Consider the following 11991-nt stretch of genomic DNA (forward strand, 5'->3'; position numbering starts at 1 on the left):
TTTCCCCGCATTTTGAAACTCAATTGGCCGCTTTCTTTTTTAAATATGTCTGCATAATTTTATTCAACTGCATGAAATCAATCGGCTTTGGTATATGATCGTTCATCCCCGCCGCCCTTGCATTTTTAACATCCTCCGCAAACGCATTTGCCGTCATAGCGACAATGGGAAGCTTCTCCACGTCCTCCCGCTGCAAGCACCGAATTTCCTTTGCCGCCTGATAGCCGTTCATAATCGGCATTTGAATATCCATAAAAATCATATCATACTCATTTTCTTTCGATTCCCTTATCATCTTTACAGCTGCTTCCCCATTCTGAACCCAATCGGTATGCGCACCGAGTGTTTTAAAAATTTCCATTGCAATCTCTGCATTTAATTCATTGTCTTCTGCCAAGAGCAAACGGCATCCCTTATAGTCGTTCTCCCAATGAAACAACGGCTCCTGCCGATCTTCCATTTCGACTTTTTCAGGATTTGAAATCTCAAGAAAGCTCGTTACCAATCGGCTTTTAAACAGTGGTTTTGTAAGAAATTTCGACACCCCCGCCGCTCTTGCTTCAGATTCAATTTCGCTCCAGTCATAAGCCGTCAGGAAAATAATCGGAATCTTTTCTCCCGCCTGTTTTCGGATTTCTTTTGCCGTTGCAATTCCATCCATTCCCGGCATTTTCCAATCCAAAATTACTGCAAAATAATTCTCCTTTTGCTTTTTCCTGAACAACACCTTTGTTACAGCTTCTTCTCCGGTCTGACACCATTCTCCCTGCATTCCAAGACTTCGCAAGACCTCACAGGTACACATACAGACATCTCGATCGTTGTCTACCACCAAAACAGGAAGATCTTTCCATTGATAAAGCTCTCTTTCTTCCCGTTCCTGAATCTTTAGATGAAGAATAACTGTAAATTTAGACCCTTTTCCCAATTTCGATTCCACATAAATATTTCCATTCATCAAATGAACTAAATTTTTTGTGATTGCCATACCTAATCCAGTCCCTGTCACATTTTCCAAACGATGATCTTCTGCTCTCGTAAAGGGTTCAAATAAAATTTCCTGAAATTCTTCACTCATTCCGATTCCATTATCTTCAAAGCAAATCTCATATTCTCCGTAATGCTTCATCCGAGTCAGACGCTCCTTCACGGAAATTTTAATTTCTCCCCCATCGGGAGTATATTTGATTGCATTGGAAATGAGATTTACAAAAATCTGCTGAATTCTTACACTATCACCTATCACGTGTTCGTGATTTAAGTCTGTGATATCAATTTTCAGGTCATGATGTTTGCCCTGGATTTGCGGAAGAATCATCGTAATCATATCATCCATCAAATCTGCAAGATGGAACTTTTCCTCCTGCAGCTTTATATTTTCAGATTCAATTTTGCTCATATCCAGGACTTCATTGATTAATCCCAATAAATGTCTGGACGCCGCCGTAATTTTTTCCAGACATTCTTTGACACGATCTGGTTCTCCTAAATTTGCCCCTGCAATTGCAGTCATTCCGATAATTGCATTCATTGGCGTCCGAATGTCGTGACTCATTCTGGACAGAAAATCCGTTTTTGCAGAACTTGCCTGTTCCGCCAGCTGGTATGCCTCCCTGAGCGCCTGCTGCTGCATCAGCCGCTCCGCCTTTTGCCGATCAATATCCGACTGAAATAAAACCACCCGCACCGGAATGCCATCTTTAAATTCTGAAACCTGAAAAGTACTTCTTTGCCACTTTCTTTTTTTGCCGCAGGTCATAAACTCATATTCTACTCTGCGTTCCGTTTTCAATCTTTCCTGCAAATACTTTATATCACAAAACTCCTGAAATTCCTCTGCATATTCCGGCGCAACCAACTCTTCCTTCGCCTTTCTTAACAGCTCGCTGTATAATCCCTGGACCGGAATCTCATAAGATGGAGCTGGATCATAAGAAAGCGTTGTGTACTGTCCACTTAAAAAATTAATTTCAAAAATTCCGATATATTCATTTTTCAGGCTGCCGAGAACTCTTTCTAATTTTTGATATGCAATTTCCTGATCCTTTAAATCGGTAATATCATAGATTGACCCAAAAACACTTTGCACCCGGCCGTTTTCTTTCACAACGGAACCGCTGATTCCATACCAGCGCATCTGTTGATTATGTACATTCTTCATTTGCACCTGTACCATCTGCTTGGAACCGTTTTGAAAAAACTCATGTAATATCATCTGGTCTTTTTTAGGGCAGACGTCAGCAGTGGAAATTCGCTCCAAAAAGTTTTCAAAATCTTCACACTGTTCTTCTGTTCCGTTTTTTGACGGCGCAAAAACAAGAAACCGGTCTTGAAGCGCATCATATTGAAACGTATACATCTGAGAAGAAAGGATCACCTGCTGATACCGCTGTTGATTTAATTCTTTCATATACCGTTTTGTGATTTCCCGGTATACTCCAACCGCAATTTGAGTTGGAGTTCCATCCTTATTTAGAATTGCCTGCATTTTTAAATCCTGGACCGAAATACTGCCATCCGCCTGCACCAGCTTCACAATGCCTCCGGCTTCTTTCTCTCCGCGCATCATCGCCTCATGGATCTGAATATAGATATCCTTTGTGTCTTCGGTTACAATTCCGCGGCGCACCATATCATAAGGAATTCCTGCCTGTACCGTTGAAACTCCAAAAGCCTGCGCAGTCTGCTCGTCTACAAAAATTTCCTGTTTTTCAACATCATAAGTAAATACGAGACTCCCGGATTCCTTGGCGGCAATCTGAAAGGCTTTCATGCTGATATAGAACCTTTCATCCACATCTCTTAATCTCTGATAAGTTTCTTCTGGTTTGTCCAACTTCTTAATTTCCATTCCGTGTTTCCCTTCTGGCTTCCCATGCGCAGTTTCTCTGTTGTTTATATCATACCATATAACACTGGTAAATTGCCTTAGAATTTGTTAAGATAGATTCATCAATTTTAGAAACAGCCTATGACAGGAGATCCCTATGACACTCTATGATATTCTATTTAATTTTTTTATCTATGGCTTTCTCGGATGGTGCGCAGAAGTTGCATTCGCAGCCTTCCGACAACAAACCTTTGTAAACCGGGGCTTTTTAAACGGACCCATCTGCCCCATTTACGGAATTGGAGTAACACTGGTTGTTGCCGCTTTGCAGCCGTATCTCCATCATCCGCTTTATCTATATTTTGCGTCTGCCGTTCTCGTAACCGTTTTGGAACTTCTTACGGGCATTTTGCTGGAAAAACTGTTTCACCATAAATGGTGGGATTACTCTGATATGCCGCTGAATATCGGCGGTTATGTATGTCCCCTCTTCTCGCTGATCTGGGGCGCTGGATGTGTCGTGATTGTAAAGCTGATTTATCCACTGACCACAAAATTAATTTCTCTGTTTCCCTTATGGATAGGACAGCTTTTTCTTTTGATTTTGTGCACTGCACTGCTGGCAGATTTATACATTACGGTTCAGGCAATTTTAAAATTCAATCAACGACTTGCCCTGATGGATGAAATTGCCAGAGAACTTCACAATATCTCTGATCAGATCGGGGAAAATATTTATCAAAATATGATGGACGGATTTGAAGCGCAGGATAAATTAAAAGAAAAAATAGAAGAAATGAAACAGAATGTGGATGATTTGAAACAGAAAATGAATGACCTAAAACAGCGTCCGGAAGAACTTTATGTAAAATACATTTCTTTATTAAAAAATCCGTCTCGAACTTCAAAAAGGCTCATGAAAGCCTTTCCGAAAATGAAACCTCAAATTTACAAAAAACAATTCCGTAACCTGAAAGATTTTATGAAACGCACCAAAGATAAATACCGTAAGCCGGATTAAAGTTTCTCCTTCTCGTCCTGAAAATTTGCCGCCCGTAAGAAGCATAAGTCTTCATGGGAGTCAATGACACCGACAGCCTGAAGGTAAGCATATATGATCGTTGTTCCCACAAATTTCATTCCTCTTGCTTTTAAGTCTTTTGATATCCGATCAGAAAGTTCAGAGTGACTAAGCCCTGTTTCACGGATGACCTTCCCGTCGGTAAATTCCCAAAGATATTTTGAAAAACTTCCAAACTCTTTTTGAATTTCCTTAAAAATCCCAGCATTTATAACCGCCGCCTGAATTTTGCGGCGGTTTCGGATAATTCCCGGATTTTGCCTCAGCTTCTCCATAGAAACCTCATCATAGGAGCTCACCCGGTCTATATCAAAACCATCAAAAGCCTCTCTGAAATTTTCTCTTTTATTTAAAACACATTCCCATGAAAGCCCTGCCTGAAATCCTTCCAATATGAGCATCTCAAATAATTTTTGATCATCATATACCGGAATTCCCCACTCTGTATCATGATAGCGAATATAATTTTCATTGTTGGGATTTGCCCAGCAGCATCTTATTTTTCCATCCTTCCATTCCATTTCTATCCCTCCCTACTGATATCGGATTTGCTGTGTTTGTTCCATTGGTTTTCTAATTAAGTCTCTGCCTTTCCAGTCTTCCCGGTACATATCCACCGCCGTAATCTGTCGATTGCCATATGTGGTATAGTAATAAATTCCCTTATTCGCGTTGCAGCAGCTTGAATACATCGTAATATCATATTGCTTCTGTCCCAGATCACAACACCCTCTCGGAAACTCAACAGCACCTAAAATATGAAAAAACTGTCCCACACTCCCTGCTTCTGAGCAGTCTGAAACAGAATTTTCTTTGATAAAAGCTGCTCTTACAAATCTTGATTGTGAGGAGAGGTCTCCTGGCAGTCCCAACGCCCCCATTCCGCGGCTGGGAATTGAAAAGGAGAGTCTCTTTGAAAATCGATTCTCCGGATCTTTCGCTGATAGCTGCATATATTGATTGAAGTTCGTAAGCTGCATTGGAAACGGAGGATTATTGGTCAAAACGCCCACCGGATTCCTGTAGAAATGCAGTCCGTCTTTCACGGCTTCTATGGTGGCAGCTTCCTGTCGGTCTGCCACAATCCAATGTAACTGCGCGGGAGGTACGGTTTCCTCAAAAGACTCATTGGTCAGATGAAGCCCGGACAATAAGCTTCGGACCTGGGCAACAGAGTCACATTGACCTAAAATCCACGGAATCAATTCAAAGGATGCAATGTTGGTATGTCCCTTCTTCAAAGGACGATACACTGCATTCCCCACAAAATTCAGCCCTGCCATTCCAAGTCCTGCCTCATTCACAGCATCATAATACAGCGGAACTCCATGACGCACACAGGCTGTTCCGATCATTGCATAGTGCATTCGCTGATCCTTTTCATGCCGGAATCTTAATGGAAATTTTCTTGGAGTTATCACAACTTCTTCTCCATAAGAAGTCATATAATCAAGATTCCGTCCGAAATAAAAATCTTTCGTCTGATACGTGATTGCAGTACACATAAAAAAGTCCTCCTTATGTTTCCATCCTCCCATCAACGCTCTGCTATGATCTATATTCTTTATCATACCACCGACGAATGCTTTTTACTACATTTCTTTCTGCCTTTACAATTTTTCAAAAATTCGTATGGCATCCAAAATATGATACGGTTTTGTCTGATGATTTCCTTCCGCCTTTCCGGTAACCAAAAGATACTCTCTGCCTTTGATCTTTGCCAGACTCGCAAGGCAAAGACCCGCTTCATCGGTATATCCCGTTTTTCCTCTAAGATACCTTCCATTGGACAGCCTCAATTTTTCTCTATACGGAAACAAGGTACTATAAAGCGTTCGATTCGATGCCGATAAATTCGTTTGAGAAACCTGATATGTCATACTGGTAAAAATTTTCCTGAATTTCTCATTTTTTAGTGCATAATCCAGCAAGATTGCCATATCTTTTGCCGTGGTATAATGATTCTCCTCAAAAAGTCCTGTGGCATTGGAAAAATGCGTATGATTCATGCCAAGTTCTTTGGCTTTTCGATTCATCCGCTCTGCAAATTTTAATTCCGATCCATCCAGATATTTCGCAATCCGATAGCAGCACTCTGCGCCGGAAGGCAGCATAATTCCATAAAGCAGGTCTTTTATTGTCACAATCTCTCCCCCGAAAAAACCCGCCGTTGACGCCCTCTGGCTCTTTGCTCTGGAAACCAGCTCTGCCGGGATTACTACTTTTTTTTGATCGTCAGAAATTTCTTCTGCCGCAATCAAGGCTGTCATAATTTTTGTCATAGACGCGGGATACATTTTTTCTTCCCCTTTTTTGGAAGCAATGATCTTGTGTCCGGAACGTTCCATCAATACAAGATACCGACTGTATGTATTTGACACCAATTTTCTTTCTGTGAAATAATTCCCGATGGCTGTAATTCCAAGCAAAAAAACGACAGCTGCAATCAGCCGTTTTACTTTCTTCATAAGACTCTCCTTCCCCTTATTGCATCTCTATGATTTGTCTCATATAATAAAAATGAATTCTGTTGACAGAGTTCTCCGCCTCGATGTTCTAAATCATAAAAAAAATGAAATTATGAGGCAATGGCTGTGCCTTAAAAAAACAACTTTTGGCTTAAACGTTGAAAGCGATGGTTTTTTCAGGACAGTCCTTTCGTTTTCAGGAATTATTCTGGATTTTTCCATTGCTTTTTCTTATGATTGTTTATATTCTAATACCTACAAAGGAGCGTATTATGTTAAAAATTATTCTTTGCGATGATGACCCTTTTATTTTAAAAATCATGCAGCAGCAAATTGAAGAAGTTTTATCCAATTATCATCTTGACGGTCAGATTGTATGTATCACATCCAACTACAAAGATTTATTCATTTATGTAAAAAAGCATCCTGGAGATTTTCTCTTTTTTTTGGATTTGGACTTTGGAAGCAACGAATTTAATGGCATTGATATTGCCAAACAAATCAGAAAAAACTCCCCGTCATCTAAAATTGTCTTTGTAACCAATCATTATGAACTTGCTCTGGATGTCTTAAAATCCGGCATTGAGCCATTTGGTTTTATTGAAAAGACGACCGATCTTGCCAAAATGAATCAATCCTGTTACCAGTATATTTATTTAGCCCAAAGAATGCTGGCTCCGCCAAAAGAGAGCGCCCCTCAAAAAAGCATTCCCTTAAAGCCGGGACTTGATGACGAAATTTTACTGCCCATCTCTGATATTGTGTATGTAGAGGCTGTGAAAACAAAATCTCATTGTATCTGCTACCACACCGTCAACGGTTCTTCCATTACCGTCAGAGAATCCATTGAACATGCTTTATCGCAATTAGGCGATGATTTTATTCAAAGCCACCGCTCCGTCATTGTCCACAAACATCATATGATCGGAATGAATGACGGAATCATTCAATTTATGAACGGGGCACAGGCCCCCTGCTCATTCCGTCTGCGAAATAAAATAAAAGGAGTTATCTATGGAGATGAAAAATAATACACAACGCTGGTATCACTTTCTGATTTTGTTCTTCCTCATTTGGATCAGTCTGTATCATCCGCTTTTGAAAATGACCGGAACTACATTTATGCAAAATATCGTAATCAGTCTTACCAGTGTCATCTCCATCCGCATTTTAAATTTCCTTGACTTTCGTTTTTTTGATTACGGTATTTTGTTCTGCGGAATCTTTGTTTCCATTACTACTTCATTTTCTCAGATGAATACTACAAACTTTTTCATATTTTTGCTCTTTTTCGGAATTAGCCTCTGGAGAAGAGAACTGCAGAAGGGAAAAGTATTATTTACCTGGATGGCGTTCCTCTCCTACATCGTCAACCGGCTTTTTCTCTCTGCCATTTACCATTTTTCCATGCCTGCTTACTATGATCTCACCCGTGGGCTTCCTGCATCTTCCTTTATAAAAATTTTCCTGTTCGGCTTCCTTTCCGCAGCGGTACTTGCATTGGATGCACTGCTGGTCTGGTGCCTAAACCATTTCTTCGGAAAATTTTTTCAGCAGGTATCTCAGCTGGAACTTTCCTATCCGCCTATTGCCCGATATTTTATACTGACATCTCTGCTGATATTTTTTCTGGTCTTCTTTGTGCAGTCTGAATTGTTAAATGTCTTATTTGATTCCTCGGCAGACTATCTTGCCAAAGCAGACGCGGAAGCTTTTCAGCTTACGATGTTTGATCTCTATATGCTCATTACCAACGTCCTATCCACCGGCGTCATTTTCTTTCAGTTTTTTATTTTAATTATTTTGCTGAAATTCTCAAAATACCGGCTGACTCTGGACGCCCAGCGAAGGTACAAAGAAGATCTTCTTTTGTATAACCATAATTTAGAAGAAAATTTGACCGAAATCCGGAATTTGAAACACGATATGAAAAATATTTTGTTTACTCTAAGCCACTTTATCGAACACAGCCAGGATCGGCAGCTAAAAGAATACTTTCAAAAAACTGTCAATCCATATTTTCAAAAAGAGCTGAAAAAGAATGATTTGTACACAAATTTGCAAAGAATTGAAGATGAACAACTAAAAGCCTTTTTATATTATAAATTGACCTCCGGGTTATATGACGATTTAACACTCCGTTTCTCTATGGAAAAAAATTTCAATGAGAATATGTTTATTCATGGAATTGAATTTTTAGATTTTGTACGTATTCTGGGAATTTTTCTGGACAATGCCATGGAGGAGGCCCGTCAGACAGCCGAAAAGAAATTGGAAGTTTCTTTTGCAGAAGCATCCGGTAATTATGAAATTAAAATCTGCAATTCTATTCGCGCAAATCAAAAAGTTATCCCAGGCCTTTCTGACAAAGGACTGGGACGCGGAAATGGTTTATTTATTGTTGAAAGTATTTTAAAAAAATATCCGAATATTACATTGAACTCTTATACAAATCAAGGAATGTTTTGTCAAAGCCTCATCCTTTAAAACCATTCATTTTCTTTTCTTGAGGCGCAGGCTTTCTGAATTTTCTTTGTAACTGCTGCCAACAGCAAAGCGTTCACTTTCCTTGCCTGATTTGGACAAACCTTCACACAGCGCATGCAGGAGATGCATAGCTCCTGATCCGTTTCTTTCGGATGACTTTTTGAAATCGCCTCCACCGGACATTTTTGAGCACATAATCCACACTCATTACAGTTCTTTCCTGCCTTGGGCTGTATCGGAACAACACCATATTTCCGGTACGGCCGATTTCCCGGTACATCTAAATTTTCCGGTATCTTATGATTTTGTATTCTTTCCAAAATACTCTCTGCAAAACCTTCAAGCTCCTGTACATCTTGTTCATCCGGTCTTCCCTTTCCAAACTTATGAACAATGGAGTGCTCTGTCACAACTGCCGCTGCCGCTGCACAGCGAAAACCGCATTCCTCCATAAGATCTTTTAATTCAAGAAGGGTATCCTCGTAGGCGCGATTTCCATATGTTACAATCAAAACCGCCTTTGCACCTTCTCCTTTGATTTTCTGAATTCTCTCAGATGCCGCTGCCGGAACTCTTCCGCCAAAGGATGGAACTGCGATGATACAAAGATCATTTTCCTGAAATGTTATTTCTGAAAAGTCCACGGTGGAATCTGTTAGATCCATAGTTTTATAAGGCTTACGAAGCGCCTTGACAAAGATATCGGCTGCCTTTTTTGTTCCTCCGGTGGGGCTAAATATGATTTGATATACACTCATTTGATTGTTTCCTCCTCTTATTTTTTATCATAAGACAGTCGCTTTTCTCACCAGTAAAGCGACTGTCTCTACATGCCCAGAATGTCCAAATTGGTCTACAACACTGATTTTCTCTACCTGATATTGACTTTCTCCCAATCGCTTCAGATCTCGTGCCAGTGTCGCCGGATCACAGCTTACATATACAATTCGTTTCGGCGCCATCCTTACCATTGTTTCCAGCAAAGAAGCATCACACCCTTTTCTCGGAGGGTCCACTACAATAACATCTGCATAGATTCCATTTTTTTCATATTCCCGCGGCAAAACTTCTTCCGCTTTACCTACAAAAAATTCTGTATTGGTAAATCCATTCATTCTGGCATTTAATTTTGCATCGTCAATGGCTTCTTTTACAATTTCCACACCATAAACCTTTTTTGCCTTTTGTGCCAAAAACAGAGAAATCGTCCCGATTCCGCAATACAGATCCCATACAGTCTCATTCCCTGTCAGCCCTGCATATTCTAAAGCCTTTTCATAAAGTACCTTCGTTTGTTTTGGATTTACCTGAAAAAATGACAAAGGTCCAATTTGATATTTTACATTGCCAATGTCATCCCGAATATAAGCAGGACCATACACCTCTTCAATCTTATTCCCCAGAATACGATTTGTTTTTTCCCTGTTTCCATTCACACAGATACTGGTCATCCCTTTAATTTCCTTGAGAGAATCAACCAAAGCATCTAAATTTCTGAGATCCTTTTTAGAGCCATTGACCACCAGACAGACCATAATTTGTCCCGTCGCAAATCCCACTCTCGTTACAATGTGGCGCACCAATCCCCGGTGCGTGGTTTCATCATAGGCGGAAATTTTATATTTTTTCATATAATCTAATACTGTTATCAGAATCTTTTCATTGACGGGATGCTGAATCAGGCAATGGGTGCCATCTACAATATGATGTGTTCTTCCTGCGTAAAATCCTGTCACCAGCTTTCCATCCTTATTGGTTCCTACCGGAAACTGAGCTTTGTTGCGGTAATAAAAAGGCTCCTCCATTCCGTAAATAGGCTCCATTTTTTCTTCCACCGCCGACAATCCTCCAATTCGCTCCAAACAATTTTTTACCTTATGAAATTTGTATTCCAGCTGCTTTTCATAAGATAAATGCTGCAGAGTACACCCTCCGCACTGACGTGCTTTCGGGCATCTGGGCTCCACCCTGTCTTTGGATGGCTCCAGCACCTGCTCCACCCTTGCAAATCCATAATTTTTCTTTGTCTTTATAATTTTAGCGCGAACCTTATCTCCGATCACCGCGTCCTTTAAAAAAAGGGCATAGCCGTCTATATGGCCAATGCCCTCTCCCTCATTTCCAATGTCATCAATATACAGTTCTACTATCTGATTTTTCTTAAATTCCATATGCACCTCTAAATTGATGTTTTACGAATCCTTGTATCCAAAAGCCGCTGAAATCCGGACCATTCCTGATCTTCTTTTTGTTTCTCCATAATCTCCGCAAAAGTTTCCATACGGGCATCCAGATTATCCGCCTGACTCAGTGCAATTGCCTCCAAAAGCGCAGGCTTTTTCGGGGAACCGAATTCTAACTCCCCGTGATGAGCCAGCATACAGTGCTTTACTTCATTGGCAAGCTTCGGCGGAAACCCAGGGATCTCCCGAATCAAGCGGTCCAGCTTGATCGCCCCCATCACAATGTGCCCCACAAGCTGTCCTTCGTCTGTATAGTCATTCTCAGGGAATCCGGACAGCTCCTCGACTTTTCCCATATCATGCCACAGAGCGCACATGACAATCAAATCCCGATTGATCTGCGGATACAATGCAGCATAGCTTTCACATACCTTTGCAACCGAAAGACTGTGCTCTAAAAGCCCTCCAATATATCCATGATGCACACTCTTTGCCGCAGAATGCACTTTAAACTCTCTCGCAAAATTCTGGTCCTCCACAAAAACCTTCTCTGCCAGTTTTTTAAGATGCGGCTCTTTTGTCTTTTGAATCATCCGCAGTAATTCCTGATACATGCCGTCAATATCCCTCTTGGTACTCGGCATATAATCTGTCATCTGATATTCTCCCTCGGAAGCCTTGCGGATCTGCTGAATATTTAACTGATGGGCGCCCTGATAACTGGTCACCTGTCCGCGAACCTGTATGTAATCCATCGCCTCAAAATGACCAATGGCATTGGTCAGCTCCCACACTTTTCCGTCAATCATACCGGTTTTATCCTGAAGAGTCAGGGAATAATAAGATTTTCCGAATTTTGAAGTTCCCGGTGATTTTGTTTTACATAAATAGATCTCCGTAATTTGATCTCCTTCACGTAAATCGCTAATATATCTCATGTTT

General features: G+C 40.7%; 10 protein-coding genes. 3 read left to right on the forward strand and 7 right to left on the reverse strand.

From position 1 onward, the window contains the following. Positions 1-19: 19 nt before the first annotated feature. Entirely contained in the window at positions 20-2851 is a 2832-nt protein-coding gene (locus tag AC27EF_RS04955) for a PAS domain-containing hybrid sensor histidine kinase/response regulator (RefSeq protein ID WP_487109314.1), read from the reverse strand. A 136-nt stretch (positions 2852-2987) separates the two neighbouring features. Between AC27EF_RS04955 and AC27EF_RS04960 the strand changes: the two genes are divergently transcribed. After that, entirely contained in the window at positions 2988-3851 is an 864-nt protein-coding gene (locus AC27EF_RS04960) for a putative ABC transporter permease (RefSeq protein WP_487109316.1), read from the forward strand. Here AC27EF_RS04960 and AC27EF_RS04965 read toward each other — a convergent pair. The 3 genes from AC27EF_RS04965 to AC27EF_RS04975 form a co-directional block, all read right to left on the reverse strand. Further along, positions 3848-4432 (reverse strand): DNA-3-methyladenine glycosylase I, encoded by a 585-nt coding sequence (locus tag AC27EF_RS04965; RefSeq protein WP_487109318.1) that lies wholly within the window; start codon positions 4430-4432, stop codon positions 3848-3850. The two genes, AC27EF_RS04960 and AC27EF_RS04965, sit on opposite strands and share 4 nt — an antisense overlap. 12 nt (positions 4433-4444) lie before the next feature. Then, positions 4445-5416, reverse strand: a complete 972-nt coding sequence (gene bsh / locus AC27EF_RS04970) for a choloylglycine hydrolase (protein ID WP_487109319.1) — start codon at positions 5414-5416, stop codon at positions 4445-4447. A gap of 105 nt (positions 5417-5521) precedes the next feature. Further along, positions 5522-6379, reverse strand: a complete 858-nt coding sequence (locus AC27EF_RS04975; protein ID WP_487109321.1) for a D-alanyl-D-alanine carboxypeptidase family protein — start codon at positions 6377-6379, stop codon at positions 5522-5524. 272 nt (positions 6380-6651) lie between these two features. Here AC27EF_RS04975 and AC27EF_RS04980 point away from each other — a divergent pair, with 272 nt between their 5' ends. Then, positions 6652-7410 (forward strand): LytR/AlgR family response regulator transcription factor, encoded by a 759-nt coding sequence (locus tag AC27EF_RS04980; protein ID WP_487109322.1) that lies wholly within the window; start codon positions 6652-6654, stop codon positions 7408-7410. Next, complete coding sequence (locus tag AC27EF_RS04985) at positions 7394-8866, forward strand: GHKL domain-containing protein (protein ID WP_487109324.1); 1473 nt, start codon at positions 7394-7396, stop codon at positions 8864-8866. Before AC27EF_RS04980 ends, AC27EF_RS04985 begins: the two co-directional genes overlap by 17 nt. Here the strand turns inward: AC27EF_RS04985 and AC27EF_RS04990 are convergent. From AC27EF_RS04990 to AC27EF_RS05000, 3 genes are read right to left on the reverse strand one after another with little or no spacing between them, the layout of a single operon-like run. Next, a complete protein-coding gene (locus AC27EF_RS04990) occupies positions 8863-9624 on the reverse strand; it encodes an EFR1 family ferrodoxin (RefSeq protein WP_487109325.1) in 762 nt (253 codons plus the stop codon). The two genes, AC27EF_RS04985 and AC27EF_RS04990, sit on opposite strands and share 4 nt — an antisense overlap. A gap of 27 nt (positions 9625-9651) precedes the next feature. Then, a complete protein-coding gene (gene rlmD, locus AC27EF_RS04995) occupies positions 9652-11037 on the reverse strand; it encodes a 23S rRNA (uracil(1939)-C(5))-methyltransferase RlmD (protein ID WP_487109326.1) in 1386 nt (461 codons plus the stop codon). 8 nt (positions 11038-11045) lie between these two features. Continuing rightward, positions 11046-11987 (reverse strand): 3'-5' exoribonuclease YhaM family protein, encoded by a 942-nt coding sequence (locus tag AC27EF_RS05000; RefSeq protein ID WP_487109328.1) that lies wholly within the window; start codon positions 11985-11987, stop codon positions 11046-11048. Between the last annotated feature and the right edge of the window lie 4 nt (positions 11988-11991).

The organism is Anaerostipes stercorihominis (assembly GCF_057535655.1).

Coding starts and splice junctions, on each gene's coding strand:
- AC27EF_RS04990 (WP_487109325.1), bottom strand. CDS start 9,624: ATGAGTGTATATCAAATCATATTTAGCCCCACCGGAGGAACAAAAAAG.
- AC27EF_RS04980 (WP_487109322.1), top strand. CDS start 6,652: ATGTTAAAAATTATTCTTTGCGATGATGACCCTTTTATTTTAAAAATC.
- AC27EF_RS04985 (WP_487109324.1), top strand. CDS start 7,394: ATGGAGATGAAAAATAATACACAACGCTGGTATCACTTTCTGATTTTG.
- AC27EF_RS05000 (WP_487109328.1), bottom strand. CDS start 11,987: ATGAGATATATTAGCGATTTACGTGAAGGAGATCAAATTACGGAGATC.
- bsh (WP_487109319.1), bottom strand. CDS start 5,416: ATGTGTACTGCAATCACGTATCAGACGAAAGATTTTTATTTCGGACGG.
- rlmD (WP_487109326.1), bottom strand. CDS start 11,037: ATGGAATTTAAGAAAAATCAGATAGTAGAACTGTATATTGATGACATT.
- AC27EF_RS04965 (WP_487109318.1), bottom strand. CDS start 4,432: ATGGAATGGAAGGATGGAAAAATAAGATGCTGCTGGGCAAATCCCAAC.
- AC27EF_RS04955 (WP_487109314.1), bottom strand. CDS start 2,851: ATGGAAATTAAGAAGTTGGACAAACCAGAAGAAACTTATCAGAGATTA.
- AC27EF_RS04960 (WP_487109316.1), top strand. CDS start 2,988: ATGACACTCTATGATATTCTATTTAATTTTTTTATCTATGGCTTTCTC.
- AC27EF_RS04975 (WP_487109321.1), bottom strand. CDS start 6,379: ATGAAGAAAGTAAAACGGCTGATTGCAGCTGTCGTTTTTTTGCTTGGA.